Source organism: Mesorhizobium oxytropidicola (genome assembly GCF_056174625.1).
This window is the reverse complement of record NZ_CM149692.1, coordinates 4,744,968-4,764,976: the sequence shown is the minus strand read 5'-3', so window position 1 is coordinate 4,764,976 and position 20,009 is coordinate 4,744,968. Positions and strand designations below refer to the sequence as shown.

The following is a 20,009-nucleotide window of genomic DNA, read 5'->3' as shown; positions in this document are numbered from 1 at the left end:
TCCGGGGGAAGCTCGGAATCGATTGCAAAAAAAGAGCAGCTTAGTGCGCTGGCTCAGGCACGGCGGCCTGATGCTTGGGCTCTTGGTTCTATTCGTCGTCATCGTCATGGCTGTGTTTGCGCCGCTGCTGGCGCCTTATGACCCCTATCTGCAGTCGCTTACAACCCGGTTTACACCCCCGATATGGCTCCCAGGCGGCGGTTGGGAGCACCCACTTGGCACGGATCAGCTGGGCCGCGACTATCTATCGCGTATCATCTATGGGGCTCAAATCTCGCTTGTGATTGGGGTTGGAACCGCTGTCGTTTCCGGTTTCATCGGAACTGCTATCGGTGTTTGCGCCGGCTATTTCGGCGGTAAGGTCGATAGTGTCGCGATGTTCATCATCACTGCACGCCTGGCGATGCCAGTTATTCTGGTGTCATTGGCTGTCGTGGCGCTCGTAGGTTCTTCGTTGACGGTGGTTATGCTGACGCTCGGCCTCCTACTTTGGGACCGGTTCGCGCTCGTAACCAGGGCCACGACGATCCAGTTGCGGTCTTCCGAATTCGTAACCGCGGCGGAATTGCAGGGCGCCTCCGTGCTGCAGATTATCGGTCACGAGATCCTTCCGAACCTCCTCAACAATCTCGTTGTAGTGGCTACGCTCGAGATGGCACAGGCGATGATCCTCGAGGCTGCGCTCTCGTTCTTGGGTCTCGGTGTGCCAGCGCCCCTTCCGTCGTGGGGGCTGATGATTTCCGAAGGCAAAGCTCAAATCCTCTTTGAGCCCTGGCTCATTACCATTCCGGGCGTATTTCTGTTCGTCTTGGTTCTTGGCACGAACCTTCTAGGCGACGGTCTGCGCGATGTACTGTCGCCAGAGGGACGGAATTGAGGAAGGCCAATGCTACTCAACGTTGAAAACCTAAACATTGACATTGCTACGGTGAACGGAACCCTTGCCGCCGTGCAGGATGTGAGTTTCTGCGTGTCCAAGGGCGAAACTCTGTGCATCGTCGGTGAATCGGGCTGTGGAAAGTCGATCACCGCGCTGTCTCTTCTAGGGCTTTTGCCCAAGGTGGCGAAGCGAACAGCGCGAGAGATGACCTTCGACGGGGTCGACCTGCAAAGGATCTCAAAATCCGAACTTCGTGTCCTCCGGGGCAACCGCCTGTCGATGATTTTCCAGGAGCCGATGACGGCGCTGAATCCGCTGCACACGGTCAGACGCCAGTTGTCGGACGTCTATCGTGCCCATCGCAAGGCGTCCCGCAGGGAGGCCGAGGAGCGGGCAATCTATCTGCTCGAACGGGTCGGAATTACCAACGCCGTGCAGCGGTTGAACAATTACCCGCACGAGCTTTCGGGCGGCATGCGCCAGCGTGTCGTTATCGCCATGGCGCTTATGTGCGGACCCGAGCTGATTGTGGCGGATGAACCGACCACGGCGCTGGATGTAACGATTCAAGCTGAATTGTTGCGGCTGCTCATCGATCTGCAAAGGTCGTTTGGGATGGGGATGATCATGGTCACTCACGACTTGGGACTTGTCTCGCGCATCGCCGACCGAGTGCTCGTTATGTATGCTGGCCAGGTGGTCGAAGCGGCGCCCGCCGAGAAGCTGTTCAGTAATCCGTCCCACCCCTATACCCGTGCGCTCCTCGGTTCCGTCCCCGATCCCACGCATCCGCGAATGAAGCCGTTACCTTCGATACCCGGCACGGTACCGTCGCTTCTGAACCGAATGGAGGGCTGTCATTTCTTTGACCGGTGTCCTCTGGCCTCAGACGCTTGCAGAAAGCCTATTCGGCTAGAGAAGATCGGCGAATATCACGAGGCCCGGTGCATAAAGGTCGGTGAAAGCAAAATCCGGCTGAAGGTTGTAGCATGAGCGACCATCCCGTTCTCGAGTTGCGCAACGTCTCGCACGAATTCAGCGGGCGGAGAGGTATCTTCGGCCAAAGCGAGCCGGTACGTGCCGTAGACAAGGTATCGATCCGTGTGGAGAAAGGCGACGTTCTCGGGATTGTCGGAGAGTCTGGGTCCGGAAAAAGCACGCTTGCGAAAATAATGCTGCGTCTGCTCACCCCTACAGAAGGGGAAGTTCTGCTGGATGCCCGGCCGGCCGTAAGCTTGACACGGCGGCAGATCGCAGAGCGCGTCGGCTTTATTTTCCAGGATCCCTATTCCTCCTTGAATCCGCGCCAGACCGTGGGCAAGCTCGTGGCCTATCCGCTCTATTTGCGAGGCGAGGGCACCTCCGCGCAGCGACAAGAAAGCGCGCGAAAGATCCTCGACATTGTGGGCCTACCTTTACGCTTCTTCGACGCCTATCCTAGCCAAATGTCAGGGGGCCAGCGGCAGCGCGTTGCCATTGCCCGGGCCCTGATCACACGTCCCAAGCTGCTGATATGCGACGAGCCGACCTCCGCGCTAGACGTGTCGGTGCAGGCCCAGGTGCTCAACCTGCTCTTGGAGCTGCGCGAAGAGTTCAATCTGACGTATATCGTCATCAGCCATAATATGGGCGTGATACAACATATGACGACACACGTTGCGGTCATGTACCTTGGCCGAATTGTCGAAATGGATATGTCTGAGCGTATCTTCAAAGAGCCACGGCATCCCTATACAAAGCTTCTGCTCAACTCGACACTGACGGTCGCCCCAGGAATTGGAGTGCCCAATCTGAGCGTTGACACTGCCGCACGCCAAGCGATGCGTGACCATCCTTCTTATATTGTCCCGTGATTCTGAAAATCTGGTATAAGAGGCAACACATTGAACGTTCACCATGGCCCCGTTGATGTTTCTTTGGAGGTGTTAGAAGGCCTTCTGACGCGGATATTTGAAATCAATGGCTGCTCTTCCACCACCGCCGCTATTCTTGCAGCAAATTGCGCCGGCGCGGAGGCGGCTGGGTCGTTTAGCCATGGCCTATTCCGGGTCGACGGTTACGTTTCATCTCTGCGTTCGGGTTGGGTTGATGGCGCGGCAATGCCCAGATTCGCTCAAAAGCAGCCAGTCACATTTTCGTCGATGCGAAGAATGGTTTCGCGCAGGCCGCCTTGCATGCGGCGCGGGACATCTTCGTTCAGCGAATCCGCGAAAACGGCATCGCTCTGCTCTCCATACACGGATCGCATCATCTCGCCGCGCTCTGGCCAGATGTAACGCCCTTCGCGCAGGAGGGGCTGATAGCGATCTCGATGGTGAATAGCTTCGGTTGTTCAATCCCGGCGGGCGCGAAGAAACCACTTCTCGGGACTAACCCTATCGCTTTTGCCGCGCCCGTCAGAGGAGCAGCTCCGTTGGTCTTTGACTTTGCAACGACCTCGGTTGCCAATGGTGACGTTCAGCTTTCGGCTCGCGAAGGTCGTTCGTTGCCGCCTGGCGTGGGGGTGGACAGCAACGGCGAGCCCACGACCGACCCGAACAAGATTCTCAATGGTGGAGCGCTCGTGCCTTTCGGTGGACACAAAGGTTCGGCGATTTCTCTCATGGTCGAATTGATGGTCGCCGGATTGACGGGGGGCAAATTCTCCTCGGAGGTGGACTGGTCCGCTCATCCCGGCGCCCAGACGCCGCATACTGGACAAATCATCATAGGAATCGACCCGACCGCTTCGTCCGCGCTAGGCGCATTTTCCGATCGAAGTAGTCGGTTTGTCGAAATGCTCCGAGACGCCGGAATGGAAAGCTACCCAGGAATGCGTCGATGGCGCATCCGCAGCAAAACTCATATATCAATTTCCTCGGCTATTCTTGAAAGGCTGACGAAAGATGCAATGGAAGTGAAATAGAGATGGCGCTACTAGAGCATGCAAACCACGCTAAATACCCAAAGATAGGCGTCACGGTCCATAAGCTGCGCAAAAAGTTCAGGCTAACCCTGAATGATCTGGGGCAGAAATCAGGACTGTCCCCTTCTGCAGTATCAAAAATAGAAAATGGTCAGGTTTCACCAACATACGAGACAATCCTGCGTTTGGCGGTCGGGCTCGATGTAGATGTAACGGAGCTTTTTGGTAGCACGCCAAAGACCAGCGCAACGAGCCGCATGGTGATTACACGCGCGGGTGAAGGGATCGTTCAGTCTACGCCACATTATGAATACGAGATGCTATGCGCGGGTCTCGCGACGAAAGAGTTCACGCCACTGCTGACATTTATAAGGGCGCGTAGTATCGGGGACTTTGCTGAAATCAAGGGGCATTTTGGTGAGGAATTCTTCTATGTGGTGTCGGGTGAGGTAATGTTGTATACAGAACACTATGCACCTGTTCGTCTTTTACCTGGCGACAGCAGTTATTATGATTCAGCGATGGGCCACGCGCTAGTGTCCGTGAGCGAGGATGATGCATTGATATTGTGGATCGCCACCCGCGTTCATGGGGTTCTAGTTCAGGACATGTCCATCCGCGACAATTGATTTTTGCCCTTCGGAGGTCGCAAAGGCACTAATCGATTTAGGCAAAGCGGTTCTGGCAAATCGAGACACCGGCTCCCGACAGAAGGCACTCGACCAGTCTGTGCTTCTTAGTCGGTGTGCCCGGAGTTCGGGCTTGGGCGAGCGAGCGAATGATCTTAGTCTCGATATTCTCGAAGGTCGTTTCATGAGTGACGCAATTCGCGATGGCTGCCGGCCCATCGTCGTGGTCGGCGCAGGTGTCGCCGGAATGATGACTGCATATGCTTTGGCAAGGCGCGGCAAAAATGTGGCGGTCATTGATGCGTTATCCGGTCCGGCCGAAATGTGCAGCAGAGCGAACGCCGGTATTATCGCTGTCGGCCATGCGAAGGCTTGGGCAGGACCGGAAGCAATTGGCTCAATAATAAGGGCAATAACGGGGCGTGACCCAGCGGTCCAGGTAACCCGCCCAATGGATCCAGCGCTCTGGCGCTGGGGAGTTGAATTCCTGCTCAACTGTCTCCCGTCCGCTCATCATAGGAACACCTACAAGCTGCAACGTTTGAGCCGATTTAGCCGTAGTCTCGTCGCCGCGGCAGAGGCCGAGATGGGGCTTCCCAAGGAGATCCGGCACCGGGGCGGCCTTTATCTGTTTCAGGACAAGGTGCAATTCGAAGCTTATGTGGCCTCGATCGGGGATAGCGCCGGCGGCTCCGTCGAGGTGCTGGATCGTCACACGCTGATCTCGCGCGAACCCGGATTGTCCGGAATGTCCGACCGGTTAGTTGGTGGGCTGTTCAGTGCAATGGATTCCGTGGGTGATTGCCGGCTGTTTACCCAGCGCACCGCTGCTTACTTGACCCGAATGCACAAGGTAAGCCTGTACTTCAACACACGTGTCATAGGGTTCCGCTGTGCAAAAGGCACCATCGAGGCGGTCATAACGGACCATGGGGAGATATCGTGTGCGGCAGTCGTCTTAGCGACAGGTGTCGAAACGCCCGATTTAACCCGTCCTCTCGGCTTTCGTCCCAATATTTACCCAGTCAAGGGCTATTCGGGCACATGGAGGATCACCGATCCTTCCGGAGTGCCTACGCTGCCCTATGTTGACGAGACCGAATTGTTGGCCGTAGCCGTCTACGGCGGAAAGCTTCGCGTGACAGCGATCGCGGAATTTGCGGCGCACGATCGTTCTATTCCCGAAGCACGCTCCTCAAGGATAGCCGATTATGTGCGACGGTCCTTCGGGAATGCGGTGGATTTGGAGACGCCTGAATTCTGGGCTGGTCTGCGCCCCACCACAGCGGCAGGTCCTCCTTATCTCGGCCGGGTCCGCAGATTCCACAATCTTTGTGTCAACACGGGGCACGGGCAGCTTGGGTGGACAATGTCCCTTGGTTGCGGTGAGCTTCTAGCGCAGAGGATCACGGGCGAACAGCCTTCACTGAACGACGTGTCATCAACGGCCCCCTGGCTTGTATGAGTATCAGGGTTTTTTGTCGCAACTCACAGGCCAGCCACCGTGAGGCTCGCCTATTTGGAACCCATCAAATGAAGTTCAAAGGTCAAGATATGGTTCATTCAACGCCGACAACCTTCGCCAGCTCTGAATCGGGTCGCCCACGCGTAGCCATCGCTGGTTTTCAACACGAAACCAACACGTTTGCTCCATTCGGCGCCTCCTTTGACGACTTCGTTCGTGCCGACGGCTGGCCCGCTATGACTACCGGTGCGGCCATTTTCGATGTCTTTCCTCCGATTGAAATTCCCATCGGGGGGTTTATCAGCTCTGCGAAGGATACGTATGAGTTGATACCCCTGGTCTGGGCCGCTGCGGAACCAACTAGCTTCGTCTCAGATGACGCCTTTGAGCGTATTGCAGGAATGATTTGTGATGGGATCGCCCGCGCAGGTGCTCTCGACGCGATCTATCTAGACCTGCATGGCGCGATGGTCGTCGAATCTAATCAGGACGGGGAAGGGGAATTGTTAAGGCGCGTGCGAGAAGTCGTCGGCCAAGATATGCCAATCGTGATCAGCTTGGACTTTCATGCCAATGTCACCGAGGCCATGGTCGAGCTATCCGACGGTATTACTATTTTCCGCACTTACCCTCACATAGACATGGCTGACACTGGCAGACGCGCCTTCAGTTTACTGGAGCAGCGCATTCGCCACGGGAGGCCCTTCATCAAAGCGTTCCGGAAGACGCCATTCCTGATCCCGTTGCCTGCCCAGTGTACCGAGCTAGAGCCATGCATATCGCTCTATGCTGAGCTGCCGGGACGAGTCAAAGGAGCAGTTCTAAACGTAGACGTCGCGCTGGGTTTCCCGTTGGCTGATATTCGCGAATGCGGACCGGCAGTTGTCGCCTATGGAGTCGACGAGGCAGCGGTTGCTGCGGCGGTAGATATGCAACTGAACGAGATCGTGGATGCTGAGGGACAATTCCAAATGCAGCTGCTTGATGTACAGGAAGCTGTCGAACGTGCTGCTCGCAAGGGGCGCATAGGCTCGCTCGTTGTCCTTGCCGATGTGCAGGACAACCCTGGCTGTGGAGGTACGTCAGATACCATCGGGCTTCTAAAGGGTATGGTAGAGGGTGGCCTTCGAAATAGTGTGCTTGGCTTGCTTTGGGATCCAGAAACTGCAGAAGCAGCCCACACCGCAGGTCTGGGCGCTGAAATCCACGTGCGACTTGGTGGACGCTACGGTTACGATTCGGAACCATACTACGCTAGAGTTCGTGTCGAAGCACTTTCCGACGGAGTATTCACGGCTAATGGCCCGTGCCTCGGCGGTGCGCAAGTAGATCTTGGGCGCATGGCACGCTTGCTCATCCTTGACCCTGGATCCAGCGTACAGGTCGTCGTGGCAAGTGTCCGCTATCAGTGTCTCGATCAGGATCTGCTGCGGGCGGTTGGGGTAGAGCCGAGGGAACAGTCGGTTGTGGCAGTCAAAAGCGCAGTTCACTTCCGTGCCGACTTTGCACCTATCGCCGAAGAGATTCTTACGGTGGAGTCCCCTGGAGCGCATTGGTGCCGGAATGACATTCTTGACTATAAGAACCTGCGGCACGGCGTACGCAGGATGCCGATCTCGATGGCCAGTCAGCGGAGTGAGTTTCAAATTGCCGAGAGCCGAGAGTAACAACTTTTGGACCCGGGCTCGCAAAATCAGTCCATTGCAGAGTAACCGACCATACGGCGACAGCTCTCCCTCTTCTATGGGCAGCTTCCGGCGGTTACGCTCGAGGCCCCTTACCTGAAGGTCCGCCGCGGTGGGCGGATCGGTCACGGTCATCATCGCCCGTCGGTGTCAATCCGACGGCCCGCGCGAGGTCGAGCTGCCGAGCCGATCGGGACGGAGTTCTTGCGCAAGCTGACACGTCGCGGCCTGCGCGGCGTCAAGCTCGTCGTCTCCGATGCCCAGGAAGCCGTATTAACCGGCGTTTACAATAAGTTCACGCAATCTTCACAACCGCAAATCGCCGACGATGATACCTTCGCGACAAGGTCTGAGATTAGGCGCGTCCAAAATGGCTGACGTCGATTTACTCTTCGGACTGAGGCACGGCACGCAACTCGGGATCAACAGCTAATGGCCAAAAGAGTGCTTATCCTTGTTGAAGGCTCGAGGACTGGTCTGTTGTACGTCCAGGCGGCCCAGCGGCTTGGCCTTTCTCCAATTACTCTGTCGGCTGATCCGGCGCAGTACGACTACATTGCGGCGGAAGGGATTGAGGCAATTCACGTCGATACAGCCAATCTCGATGCTTTGATCGGCGAATGTTCCCGGCTGCGTGCGACCTATGACATTGCCGGAATTACGTGCGCTAAGGAGTCGGTCTATGCGACGGTGGGCAAGCTTTGCCGGCATTTCGATCTACCGGGACCAAACCCTACATCGGTTGAACGATGTTGCGACAAATTCACCCAACGTCAGCTCCTCGCGGAGGCCGGCGTTCCAGTGCCTGCTTATCGCTTGGCAGCGAATGCGGCGGACATAGATAGCTCTGCCGCTGAAATTGGGCTGCCAGTAATTCTTAAGCCAGCCGTAGGCGTCGGTAGCAGCGGTGTCCGATTATGCCGCAACGTCGATGAGTTGGCCGAACACGCGACCTATTTGTTAGGCGGAAAGCACATATGGCAATCTTCGCCGCGGATACTAGTCGAAGAATTCGCACAAGGCCCATACTTTGGCACCGAGATAATGGGAGATGAGGTCATCGGGATTTACGCCGGTGAGTTCGGCCCCGAACCGTATTTCGTGTTTCGCGAATTCACCCTGCCGGCCCTACTGACTGATGAAGAGCAAGAGCGTATCGTCGACGTTTCGCTGGGGTGTTTGCGCGCTCTCGGCCTTGGCTGGGGGCCAACCTGCATAGAATTCCGGTGGACGAAGCGTGGCCCAGTCGTCATTGAAGTTAATCCGCGTCTTGGTGGTGCGCCCGGTCCTCAACTGGTTCAGCTAACTTACGGGCTCGATCTTGTCACAGAGCACATCAAGCTTGTCATCGGCGAACAATCGGATTTGCGCAGAAGGGATCCGCAGGTTGCGGCTGCGCGAATCCTAGTACCTGATCGCGATGGCACCCTCGATTGGATCGACGGCGACAATCGGGCGATTGCTGTACCAGGCGTCGCCGAGGTCGAATTCTATGTTGGACCCAATACGCCGATCGTCAGGAAAGGCGATCACCGGGACTGGATCGGACATGTTATCGTCGCCTCACCCAGTCGTGCGCTAACCGAAGCGACGCTTCATCGTGCCGTCGATTTAATCGATTGGTCGATCGCACCATTTCCGACCATTGGCGAATAGAAACCCACAGCGGCCCTCACCCTACGCATCAGGGCAGGCGGACCCAGATTAGAAGATGATCGTCGTCCAAAAATTGATGCAAGGCACGAGAGAGACGCAAGTCGACTAGATGCCTAATTTTGTTTCTAACCGCTCGCAACTGAATCGCTGTTGAATGCCAAAAGAGATTAGAGAGACATGTCATGCAACGAGCACGGTCCAGCTGCTTTCGGCTCGCCGGCTGATCGTCAAGATCGGCTCCGCAGTCGTTGCCGATATGGAGACCGGAGAGATACGCGGTCCTTGGCTTGAAACGTTGATAGAGGATGTCGTCCGTTTTTTCGCTCGCGGCCAGCAGGTGATCATCATCACCTCCGGTGCTGTCGCGGTTGGATCACGGCACTTCAAGGAGTCGGCCAGATCTTTGCGAATTGAGGAGAAGCAAGCGGCCGCTGCGATTGGTCAGTTTCAACTGATGCTGGCTTATGAACAGAGTTTGAAACGCCATGGGTTTGGCCTGGGGCAGGTGCTATTGACCCGCGCAGATATAGACAACCAGCGTTGCCGCCTGAATGCGCGGTCAGCCTTTCAACAACTCCTCAAAGTTGGGGCTGTACCCATTATCAACGAGAACGACGCGACCGCAACGCCCGAGACCTGTCTAGGTGACAATGATCAGCTGGCGGCACGGGTCGCGCAAATTGCAGAAGCCGACGTTCTCATTCTGCTTTCCGATGTAGATGGCCTCTTCACGGAAGATCCACACGACAACCCGTTGGCTCGTATGATCCCAGAGGTGCGGTGCATTACCCCGGAGATAGAAACCATGGCCGGCCTTTCCTCCGGGTGCCATAGTTCGGGCGGCATGGTGACAAAGTTGATGGCAGCAAGGATAGCCATGGACGCGGGCTGCAACGTGGTCATTGCGAAAGGAAACAAATCTTACCCGCTCGCTGCGATCGAGAACGGTGCGCCATCAACATGGTTTATTCCGCCCGCCAAGGAGACGGCAGCACGCGGGGGCCGTTGAAGAAGTCCTCGCCCTTTGAATTGCGAGGGCGATCATCGTTTGGAAGAGCGCCTGCAGTGCTGAGAGGCAGCCAGCTCCAGCAGAGACCATCGCCTTGGCGCAATGGCCCAGTGGAGGTCGGTCACTTGATACAACATGGAGCTCTCAAACTGTGACAGCACGCGCCTGCGGGCCTGTTCGACGTAGAACTGGTGCCCTTTGATCAGAGACTGCCGGTAGGGTCGCCACATTTGAAACAACACGTAGTTGCTCATGCTTGTGTCTCACTCATGGGCCAAACCTGCCGTCCCAGTCGCTTGAAGTCTGACACGGCCAGCGCGCCACGCTCGTTGCGGGAAATAGAACCGGGCTCGGCCAGCGCGCTACCACGGCGAGAAAAGGGGCTTCCCAGATCTCTACAGGGTCCAAGGTGGCGTTGTGCAGCAACACCAGCATCACGGTATCGCGGGGGCCTGCCGGTTTGATCTGGCCCATGCGCTGGCTGCGCTTGCCGGCCTGGTCGTAAGCGCGACCTTTGATCTGGATCCGCTCCGGACCTGCAGGAATTTGCTGGATGGCGTCATAACCGGCTGTGCGGGGGAGGGACCAGTTCGAGCCCCAAGACGGTCGCCGCCACGGACTCGGCAACTTCCCCGGTCATGCCAAGCGGTTTTCCGGTCAGTTGGTAGTATTCGGCCGCCAGCGGCTTAACCGCCGCAAGAAGGTCTTTGATGCGTTCCGGTGGTCCTGCAGTCATGCTGACACCTGCGCCATAGTCACCATCTGCCCCGGAACGCGCGGGATGGTCATGCCGCGTGTATCTCGCGGTCGTCGATGGCAGGGCCGTTGATCCATGCCGCCCAGAGCCTTATGAACCGCAAGAACTCGTCCTCTGTCGTGATGATCACTCGGTAGGTTTCGGCTTGGGCCTGCTGATCGCGCCTTCCTCATAGCGTGAAAGAAAAGCGAGGTAATGAACTACATCGCCGTCACGCTCTTCACCGTCTTTGTTGAGATAGATGATGCTCCCATGGGTCAGCGCGTTCCGGATCGCTCGCAACACCTCGTCCGCCCGTTTTCCAGGCAGGGAATCCTCGGCATTTTTGCCAGGGATGCGCATCTCGTCCAACCCAATGTTCGACGGAGTTTGCGTTCGAGATGATATGCGATTGCCGCCAGTCACCCGGCCCGTCCCCGCGCCAAAAAGGCGCATCGTTGAACTTTGCCTTGCTGAGTTGGCCGATCGCGGTTGTCATTTGATCATCGCGCTCTCGATGCAAGAAATGCCTCGCCTGAGCTCGTTCAAACGGAATTATCAGGACAGCCGCAGCTGCCAACAGAGAGAATGACCCGACCAAGCGATTTTCCCGCGCAAAGAGATGCCGGGCACTCCAGCGATGATTGGTGCCTGCCTGTTAAGTGCTGAACATAAGTAAGTGAGGGACCAAAAAATCGGCTGAAATGGCCAGCTTTCGTTACACAAATCCTTGCACATCAATTGCAAAACCTGTCATTATCGCTTTATAAACAACGAGATGTGGTAAGGCGTTTCGGTCTCCAAAACCGCAGGTCGTAGGTTCGAGCCCTGCTGCCCGTGCCATTTTCCGAAATGGCCATCTGAAACGACATTTCCGCGGACCGCCCTTTGAAAATCGGCGACACGCTTGCCATATTAGCCCGATTGGGGCATAAGGGCGCCATAGCCGGGACGGAACGACTGGATGGTTCCGAGGCGGCGTTTGGTCATAAAGCGGACACTTGCCACTTGCGTGGATCAAGAATCGGTTTTATGTAGACAGAACAGACACGCGACGCGTGGAGCTGGGAAGCCGGCTTTACGCGTCTGATTTGCATGGGCGAAATGATTGCGCTGATTCGGCGCGAGACTGGGCTCAGGCGGCACGTCCCGGCCAGCGGGATCATCCAGGGGACCCGGCCAACGGGTCTTGAAGACAGAGCGGCATATGGCTTCGAAAACCACAAATCCTTTCGTCTTTCTCCAGCAGGTTCGCTCGGAGACCGCCAAGGTGACTTGGCCGTCGCGGCGCGAAACGATGATCTCGACGGTGATGGTTCTGGCCTTCGCTGTGATTGCGATGATCTTTTTCTTTAGCGCCGATCAGTTGATGGGCCTCGCGATCGAACAGATTCTGGGCATTGGACGCTAAGTCCGGCGACTACGGAGAAGTCTAAAAAAATGGCTGCGCGCTGGTACATCGTCCACGCTTATTCGAACTTTGAAAAGAAGGTCGCCGAAGATATCGAGAACAAGGCCAAACAGAAGGGCCTGTCCGCCGATATCGAGCAGATCGTGGTGCCGACCGAGAAGGTGGTTGAGGTTCGTCGTGGCCGCAAGGTCGATGCCGAGCGCAAGTTCTTCCCGGGCTATGTGCTCCTGAAGGCCAATTTGACCGATGCCGTGTTCTCGCTGGTCAAGAACACGCCGAAGGTCACCGGCTTTCTCGGTGACTCCAAGCCGGTGCCGATCACCGAGGCGGAAGCGCAGCGCATCCTGAACCAGGTGCAGGAAGGCGTCGAGCGGCCGAAGCCCTCGGTCACGTTCGAGATCGGCGAGGCGATCCGCGTTTCGGATGGTCCTTTCGCGTCGTTCAATGGCTTCGTCCAGGAAGTGGACGAGGAGCGGGCGCGGCTCAAGGTGGAAGTTTCGATCTTCGGGCGCGCCGTGCCCGTCGATCTGGAATTCGGACAGGTCGAAAAGGGCTGATCCGAAATCCCTGATGCCGGTCTGGCGATCAGGGGAGGCGGTGCGGAAACGCATGGCCTGAGAACGGTGGGAGGCGAATGTGGCTTTAGCCGGCCGCGCGAACCGCACCACCAGACTGCAACCGCCGGTGGTTCCCAAGATGGGGCCGGCATAGACAAAGGCAGGAAAAGAGATGGCTAAGAAAATTGCAGGCCAGCTCAAGCTTCAGGTCTCCGCGGGTTCGGCTACGCCGTCGCCCCCGATCGGCCCGGCGCTTGGTCAGCGTGGCATCAACATCATGGAGTTCTGCAAGGCGTTCAACGCGCAGACCCAGGAAATGGAAAAGGGATCGCCGGTTCCGGTCGTCATCACCTATTACCAGGACAAGTCGTTCACCTTCGTCATGAAGACGCCGCCGGTGAGCTATTTCCTGAAGAAGGCTGCGAACCTGAAGTCGGGCTCGAAGGAGCCGGGCAAGCTCAAGGTCGGCACGATCGGCCGCGACAAGGTGCGCGAAATCGCGACCGCGAAGATGAAGGATCTGAACGCAAACGACGTCGAGGCGGCCATGCGCATGGTCGAGGGCTCCGCCCGCTCGATGGGTCTGGAAGTGGTGGGCTAAGATCATGGCAAAGATTGCAAAGCGTGTATCGAAGACCCGCGAAGGCATTGATCCCAACAAGGCGTATGCCCTGGGTGAAGCGTTGAAGCTGCTCAAGGACCGTTCCTCGGTCAAGTTCGACGAGACCGTCGAAGTCGCCATGAACCTCGGCGTCGACCCGCGCCATGCCGACCAGATGGTCCGCGGCGTGGTCAACCTGCCGAACGGCACCGGCCGCTCGGTTCGCGTCGCCGTGTTCGCTCGTGGCGATAAGGCCGAGGAAGCCAAGGCCGCCGGCGCCGACATCGTCGGTGCGGAGGACCTGGTCGACATCGTCCAGAAGGGCACGATCGATTTCGATCGCTGCATCGCCACGCCGGACATGATGCCGCTGGTCGGCCGTCTCGGTAAGGTGCTCGGCCCGCGCGGCATGATGCCGAACCCAAAGGTCGGCACCGTCACCACCGACGTCGCCGCCGCCGTCAAGGCATCGAAGGGTGGCGCGGTCGAGTTCCGCGTCGAGAAGGCCGGCATCGTTCATGCCGGCGTCGGCAAGGTCTCGTTCGACGTCAAGGCGCTGGAAGAGAACATCCGTGCCTTCGCCGATGCGGTGACCAAGGCAAAGCCGGCTGGCGCCAAGGGCAACTACGTCAAGAAGGTGTCGGTCACCTCGACGATGGGCCCGGGCCTCAAGCTCGATGTCTCGACGCTCGCTGCGTCCTGATTAAGACCATTTGGATCGGCCGCCGAAAGGCCGATCCGTGACTGAATTCCGGGCCTTGGATTTATCCTGGGCCCGGTGCCGGAAGTCGAAAGGCTTCCGGACATCCTGTCCGAGATTGCAGGCGGCCCAAAAGCCTTAATTCAATTGGGCCTGCATGAGACGGGTGAAGACCGGACAACGGAGCAAGTGCTCCAATGAAAGGTTCGAACCGTGTTTGCCTTTTGTCTGCGCATCGCCGGCTTTGCCGTCGGTGTGGCGAAAGGGGCAGGATCCTCGAGCGTCGTTCGGGAGATCCGTTACTGGATGGCCCGGCCGGCAAAAGGCAACCCGACGCCTGTCCTCGTATAAGGGCAGGGGTCAACTGGAGATAGGCAGTGGACAGAGCGGAAAAACGCGAACTCGTCACGGGCCTGAACGAAGCGTTCGGAAACGCAGGTTCAGTCGTCGTGGCCCACTATGCCGGTATCACCGTCGCGCAAATGAACGACCTTCGGTCGAAAATGCGCGCTGCCGGTGGCACCGTTAAAGTCGCGAAGAACCGTCTCGCCAAAATCGCTCTTCAGGGCACGGACTCCGCATCGATCATCGACCTGTTCAAGGGACAGACGCTGATCGCTTATTCGGAGGATCCGATTGCGGCGCCGAAGGTCGCGTCCGATTTCGCCAAGGGGAATGACAAGTTGATCATTCTCGGTGGCGCAATGGGCACCACCTCGCTCAACGCCGACGGTGTGAAGGCACTCGCCACACTTCCGTCGCTCGATGAGCTGCGCGCCAAGCTGGTTGGCATGATCGCCACGCCGGCAACCCGGATCGCCCAGATCGTCAATGCGCCAGCGGCTTCGGTCGCGCGCGTCATCGGCGCTTACGCCCGGAAGGACGAGGCGGCATGAGGCCGTTCCTCGCTATCAAAAACACACGTTCGAACCTAACGAAGGAATACAACAATGGCTGATCTCGCAAAGATCGTAGACGACCTTTCGAAGCTGACCGTCCTCGAGGCGGCCGAGCTGTCGAAGCTTCTGGAAGAAAAGTGGGGCGTTTCGGCTGCTGCTCCGGTGGCGGTTGCCGCTGCTGGTGGCGCTGCCGCTGCCGCTGCTCCGGCCGAGGAAAAGACGGAATTCGACGTCGTCCTCACCGAAGCTGGCGCTCAGAAGATCAACGTCATCAAGGAAGTCCGCGCCATCACCGGTCTTGGCCTCAAGGAAGCCAAGGACCTGGTCGAGCGGCTCCGAAGCCGGTCAAGGAAGGCGTTTCCAAGGCCGACGCTGACAAGTTCAAGGCCCAGCTGGAAGCAGCCGGCGCCAAGGTCGACCTGAAGTAAGCGTAAAAGCGGCGGGCGGCCTCGCGCCGTCCGCCACTCCCTTCGCCTGGAGGGAGGACGCGTAGCGCGAGATGTACGAGAACCTCTTTCCTGAGGGCCGCAACCGGCCTTCAGGAAACGGGTTTTCTCCCGTTTGGCCGGACGCCGAAAGGCGAACGGAGAACAGACAGAGAGCCGCCGCCCAGGCGGCTCGGTATGCAAGGCGGGCCGCGGCGAGGCCCGTCCCGAGTTTAGAGCTAAGGAGCGACGATGGCCCAGACCCAGACTTTCAATGGCCGCAGACGCGTACGCAAATTCTTCGGAAAGATTCCGGAAGTTGCGGAGATGCCGAACCTGATCGAGGTTCAGAAGGCATCCTATGACCAGTTCCTGATGGTGGACGAGCCCAAGGGCGGCCGTCCGGACGAGGGGCTGCAGGCTGTTTTCAAGTCGGTCTTCCCGATCTCCGATTTTTCCGGCTCCTCGATGCTGGAGTTCGTGAAGTACGAGTTCGAAGGACCGAAATTCGACGTTGACGAATGCCGTCAGCGCGACCTGACCTATGCCGCACCGCTGAAGGTGACGCTGCGCCTCATCGTGTTCGATATTGACGAGGATACCGGCGCCAAGTCGATCAAGGACATCAAGGAGCAGGACGTCTACATGGGCGACATGCCGCTCATGACCTTGAACGGCACCTTCATCGTCAACGGCACCGAGCGCGTCATCGTTTCGCAGATGCACCGTTCGCCGGGCGTCTTCTTCGACCACGACAAGGGTAAGTCGCACTCGTCGGGCAAGCTCCTGTTTGCCGCGCGCGTCATTCCCTATCGCGGCTCGTGGCTCGACATCGAGTTCGATTCCAAGGACGTCGTGCACGCCCGCATCGACCGCCGCCGCAAGATTCCGGTGACGTCGCTGTTGATGGCGCTCGGCATGGATGGCGAAGAGATCCTGTCGACCTTCTACAACAAGATCACCTATGTCCGCGCCGGCGACCACTGGCGCATTCCGTTCAACGTCGAGCGTTTCCGCGGCCTCAAGGCCGTCGGCGACCTGGTTGACGCCGATACGGGCGAGGTCGTTGTCGAAGCCGGCAAGAAGATCACCGCCCGCCAGGCGCGTCAGCTCGGCGAGAAGGGTCTGAAGGCGATCAAGGCGACCGACGAGGATCTGCTCGGCAACTATTTGGCCGAGGACATCGTCGACTACGCCACCGGCGAGATCTTCCTCGAAGCCGGCGACGAGATCGACGAAAAGACGCTCAAGGTGCTGCTTGGCACCGGCGAGCAGGAGATCAAGGTTCTCGACATCGACCACGTCAATGTCGGCGCCTACATCCGCAACACGCTCAACGTCGACAAGAACGAGAGCCGCCAGGACGCGCTGTTCGACATCTATCGTGTCATGCGCCCGGGCGAGCCGCCGACGCTCGAGACCGCCGAAGCCATGTTCAACTCGCTGTTCTTCGACAGCGAGCGCTACGACCTGTCGGCTGTCGGCCGCGTCAAGATGAACATGCGCCTCGAGCTCAAGGCCGAGGACACCGTGCGTGTTCTGCGCAAGGAAGACATCCTGGCCGTGGTCAAGACGCTGGTCGAACTGCGCGACGGCAAGGGCGAGATCGACGACATCGACAATCTCGGCAACCGCCGCGTGCGTTCTGTCGGTGAGTTGATGGAGAACCAGTACCGCGTCGGCCTGCTGCGCATGGAGCGCGCGATCAAGGAGCGTATGTCCTCGATCGAGATCGACACTGTCATGCCGCAGGACCTGATCAACGCCAAGCCGGCGGCCGCCGCCGTGCGCGAGTTCTTCGGTTCCTCGCAGCTGTCGCAGTTCATGGATCAGACCAACCCGCTGTCGGAGATCACCCACAAGCGCCGCCTGTCGGCGCTTGGACCGGGCGGTCTGACCCGCGAGCGTGCCGGCTTCGAAGTGCGCGACGTGCACCCGACGCATTACGGCCGCATCTGCCCGATCGAGACGCCGGAAGGCCCGAATATCGGTCTGATCAACTCGCTGGCCACCTTCGCACGCGTCAACAAGTACGGCTTCATCGAGAGCCCGTACCGCAAGATCGTCGACGGCAAGCTGACCAATGACGTCGTCTATCTCTCGGCGATGGAAGAAGCCAAGCACCATGTCGCGCAGGCCAACGCCGAGCTCGACAAGAATGGCGGCTTCGTCGACGAGTTCGTCATTTGCCGCAGCGCCGGCGAAGTGATGATGGCGCCGCGCGAAAACGTCGACCTGATGGACGTGTCGCCCAAGCAGATGGTGTCTGTGGCCGCGGCCCTGATCCCGTTCCTGGAAAACGACGACGCCAACCGCGCCCTGATGGGCTCGAACATGCAGCGTCAGGCCGTGCCGCTGGTGCGCGCCGAGGCGCCGTTCGTCGGCACGGGCATGGAGCCGATCGTTGCCCGTGACTCGGGTGCGGCCATCGGCGCCCGTCGTGGCGGCATCGTCGACCAGGTGGACGCGACGCGTATCGTTATCCGCGCGACGGAAGATCTCGATCCGGGTAAGTCCGGCGTCGACATCTACCGGCTGATGAAGTTCCAGCGTTCGAACCAGAACACCTGCATCAACCAGCGTCCGCTGGTGCGCATGGGTGACCGGGTCAACAAGGGCGACATCATCGCCGACGGTCCGTCGACCGAGCTCGGTGATCTGGCGCTCGGCCGCAACGTGCTGGTCGCGTTCATGCCGTGGAACGGCTACAACTACGAGGACTCGATCCTGCTCTCCGAGCGCATCGTCGCCGACGACGTCTTCACCTCGATCCACATCGAGGAGTTCGAGGTCATGGCGCGCGACACCAAGCTCGGTCCGGAGGAAATCACGCGCGACATTCCGAACGTTTCGGAAGAAGCGCTGAAGAACCTCGACGAAGCCGGCATCGTCTATATCGGTGCGGAAGTGCAGCCGGGCGACATCCTGGTAGGCAAGATCACGCCGAAGGGCGAAAGCCCGATGACGCCGGAAGAAAAGCTTCTGCGCGCCATCTTCGGCGAAAAGGCTTCCGACGTGCGCGACACTTCGATGCGCATGCCTCCGGGCACTTTCGGCACCGTCGTCGAGGTGCGCGTGTTCAATCGCCACGGTGTGGAGAAGGACGAGCGCGCCATGGCGATCGAGCGCGAGGAGATCGAACGCCTCGCCAAGGACCGCGACGACGAGCAGGCCATCTTGGACCGTAACGTCTACGCGCGTCTTTCCGACGTGCTCGTCGGCAAGGAAGCGATCGCTGGACCGAAGGGCTTCAAGAAGGGCTCGACGCTGTCGAAGGATACGCTCGACGAGTATCCGCGTTCGCAGTGGTGGCAGTTTGCCGTGGAGAACGAAAAGCTCCAGAGCGAACTGGAAGCCCTGCGTGGCCAGTACGACGACTCCAAGAAGGCGCTCGAACAGCGCTTCATGGACAAGGTCGAGAAGGTCCAGCGCGGCGACGAAATGCCTCCGGGCGTCATGAAGATGGTCAAGGTCTTCGTGGCGGTGAAGCGCAAGATGCAGCCGGGCGACAAGATGGCCGGCCGTCATGGCAACAAGGGTGTCGTGTCGCGCATCGTTCCGGTCGAGGACATGCCTTTCCTCGAGGACGGCACGCATGCCGATATCGTGCTCAACCCGCTGGGTGTGCCGAGCCGCATGAATGTCGGCCAGATCCTGGAAACGCATCTGGGCTGGGCATGCGCGGGCATGGGCAAGAAGATCGGCGAGCTGATCGACACGTACAAGGCGGCCGGCGATATCAAGCCGCTGCGCAAGACGCTCGAGAGCTTCATGCCGGCCAACGACCGCAACGAGCCGATCCGCGAGTATGACGACGAGAGCATCGTTCGCCTCAGCGAGCAGATGCGCCGCGGCGTCTCGATCGCGACCCCGGTGTTCGACGGCGCGCACGAGGCTGACATCAACATCATGCTGGAGCAGGCGGGCCTGCACACCAGCGGTCAGTCGCAGCTCTATGACGGACGCACCGGCGAGCCGTTCGATCGCAAGGTGACGATGGGCTATATCTACATGCTCAAGCTTCACCACCTGGTGGACGACAAGATCCACGCGCGTTCGATCGGTCCGTACTCGCTCGTCACCCAGCAGCCGCTGGGCGGCAAGGCGCAGTTCGGTGGCCAGCGCTTCGGCGAAATGGAGGTCTGGGCGCTGGAAGCCTATGGCGCCGCCTACACGCTGCAGGAAATGCTGACGGTGAAGTCGGACGACGTCGCCGGCCGCACCAAGGTCTACGAGGCGATCGTCCGCGGCGACGACACCTTCGAGGCCGGCATTCCGGAGAGCTTCAACGTGCTCGTCAAGGAAATGCGGTCTCTCGGCCTCAATGTCGAGCTGGAGAACACCAAGCTCGACGACAACCCTGTCCGGCTGCCCGATGCGGCCGAGTAAAGGCTACGGCGCGCCGCACGAAGTTGCGGCGCGCCAAACAATTCGACGGCCAGTGGCCGACA

General features: G+C 58.8%; 17 protein-coding genes and 2 pseudogenes. 17 read left to right on the top strand and 2 right to left on the bottom strand.

Features of this window, described 5'->3' with window-relative positions; genetic code table 11:
* The first annotated feature begins 70 nt into the window (after window positions 1–70).
* The 10 genes and pseudogenes from AC0V8S_RS23850 (at window position 71) to proB (ending at window position 10,229) form a co-directional block, all read left to right on the top strand.
* Window positions 71–877 carry an ABC transporter permease gene (locus tag AC0V8S_RS23850; RefSeq protein ID WP_475438686.1) on the top strand — a complete coding sequence of 269 codons (807 nt, stop codon included), beginning with the start codon at window positions 71–73 and terminating at the stop codon, window positions 875–877.
* Between the two features lie 9 nt (window positions 878–886).
* Window positions 887–1,873 carry an ABC transporter ATP-binding protein gene (locus tag AC0V8S_RS23845; RefSeq protein WP_475433725.1) on the top strand — a complete coding sequence of 329 codons (987 nt, stop codon included), beginning with the start codon at window positions 887–889 and terminating at the stop codon, window positions 1,871–1,873.
* Window positions 1,870–2,733: an ATP-binding cassette domain-containing protein gene (locus tag AC0V8S_RS23840; protein WP_475433724.1), complete on the top strand. Its 864-nt coding sequence runs from the start codon at window positions 1,870–1,872 to the stop codon at window positions 2,731–2,733. Before AC0V8S_RS23845 ends, AC0V8S_RS23840 begins: the two co-directional genes overlap by 4 nt.
* A 69-nt stretch (window positions 2,734–2,802) precedes the next feature.
* Window positions 2,803–3,785: pseudogene (locus AC0V8S_RS23835) on the top strand (Ldh family oxidoreductase).
* Between the two features lie 2 nt (window positions 3,786–3,787).
* The gene (locus tag AC0V8S_RS23830) at window positions 3,788–4,414 is read left to right on the top strand and encodes a helix-turn-helix domain-containing protein (protein ID WP_475433723.1); all 627 of its coding nucleotides are present in this window, start codon (window positions 3,788–3,790) and stop codon (window positions 4,412–4,414) included.
* Window positions 4,415–4,547: 133 nt separating this feature from the next.
* Complete coding sequence (locus AC0V8S_RS23825) at window positions 4,548–5,879, top strand: FAD-dependent oxidoreductase (RefSeq protein WP_475433722.1); 1,332 nt, start codon at window positions 4,548–4,550, stop codon at window positions 5,877–5,879.
* Window positions 5,880–5,947: 68 nt separating this feature from the next.
* Complete coding sequence (locus tag AC0V8S_RS23820) at window positions 5,948–7,546, top strand: M81 family metallopeptidase (RefSeq protein WP_475433721.1); 1,599 nt, start codon at window positions 5,948–5,950, stop codon at window positions 7,544–7,546.
* A gap of 222 nt (window positions 7,547–7,768) precedes the next feature.
* On the top strand, window positions 7,769–7,942 hold the full coding sequence (locus tag AC0V8S_RS23815) for a hypothetical protein (protein WP_475438763.1): 174 nt from the start codon (window positions 7,769–7,771) through the stop codon (window positions 7,940–7,942).
* Window positions 7,943–7,996: 54 nt separating this feature from the next.
* Window positions 7,997–9,220: an ATP-grasp domain-containing protein gene (locus AC0V8S_RS23810; RefSeq protein WP_475433719.1), complete on the top strand. Its 1,224-nt coding sequence runs from the start codon at window positions 7,997–7,999 to the stop codon at window positions 9,218–9,220.
* Window positions 9,221–9,374: 154 nt separating this feature from the next.
* Window positions 9,375–10,229: a glutamate 5-kinase gene (gene proB, locus AC0V8S_RS23805; protein WP_475433717.1), complete on the top strand. Its 855-nt coding sequence runs from the start codon at window positions 9,375–9,377 to the stop codon at window positions 10,227–10,229.
* A 559-nt stretch (window positions 10,230–10,788) separates the two neighbouring features.
* Here proB and AC0V8S_RS23800 read toward each other — a convergent pair.
* Window positions 10,789–10,965, bottom strand: coding sequence for a hypothetical protein (locus AC0V8S_RS23800; RefSeq protein WP_475433715.1), 177 nt, complete (start codon window positions 10,963–10,965; stop codon window positions 10,789–10,791).
* Window positions 10,966–11,112: 147 nt separating this feature from the next.
* The gene (locus tag AC0V8S_RS23795; protein ID WP_475433714.1) at window positions 11,113–11,337 is read right to left on the bottom strand and encodes a hypothetical protein; all 225 of its coding nucleotides are present in this window, start codon (window positions 11,335–11,337) and stop codon (window positions 11,113–11,115) included.
* A gap of 835 nt (window positions 11,338–12,172) precedes the next feature.
* Here AC0V8S_RS23795 and secE point away from each other — a divergent pair.
* The 7 genes and pseudogenes from secE to rpoB all read left to right on the top strand — a co-directional run bounded on the left by secE (window position 12,173) and on the right by rpoB (window position 19,947).
* Window positions 12,173–12,376, top strand: a complete 204-nt coding sequence (secE, locus tag AC0V8S_RS23790; protein ID WP_010909260.1) for a preprotein translocase subunit SecE — start codon at window positions 12,173–12,175, stop codon at window positions 12,374–12,376.
* A gap of 29 nt (window positions 12,377–12,405) precedes the next feature.
* Entirely contained in the window at window positions 12,406–12,933 is a 528-nt protein-coding gene (gene nusG / locus AC0V8S_RS23785) for a transcription termination/antitermination protein NusG (protein ID WP_010909261.1), read from the top strand.
* 172 nt (window positions 12,934–13,105) lie between these two features.
* On the top strand, window positions 13,106–13,534 hold the full coding sequence (gene rplK, locus AC0V8S_RS23780; protein ID WP_095205116.1) for a 50S ribosomal protein L11: 429 nt from the start codon (window positions 13,106–13,108) through the stop codon (window positions 13,532–13,534).
* A 4-nt stretch (window positions 13,535–13,538) separates the two neighbouring features.
* On the top strand, window positions 13,539–14,237 hold the full coding sequence (gene rplA / locus AC0V8S_RS23775; RefSeq protein WP_010909263.1) for a 50S ribosomal protein L1: 699 nt from the start codon (window positions 13,539–13,541) through the stop codon (window positions 14,235–14,237).
* A 374-nt stretch (window positions 14,238–14,611) separates the two neighbouring features.
* A complete protein-coding gene (gene rplJ, locus AC0V8S_RS23770; protein ID WP_115143192.1) occupies window positions 14,612–15,130 on the top strand; it encodes a 50S ribosomal protein L10 in 519 nt (172 codons plus the stop codon).
* Between the two features lie 54 nt (window positions 15,131–15,184).
* Window positions 15,185–15,561 (top strand): annotated as a pseudogene (gene rplL, locus AC0V8S_RS23765) (50S ribosomal protein L7/L12).
* Between the two features lie 249 nt (window positions 15,562–15,810).
* Window positions 15,811–19,947, top strand: coding sequence for a DNA-directed RNA polymerase subunit beta (rpoB, locus tag AC0V8S_RS23760; RefSeq protein ID WP_475433711.1), 4,137 nt, complete (start codon window positions 15,811–15,813; stop codon window positions 19,945–19,947).
* Window positions 19,948–20,009 lie beyond the last annotated feature (62 nt).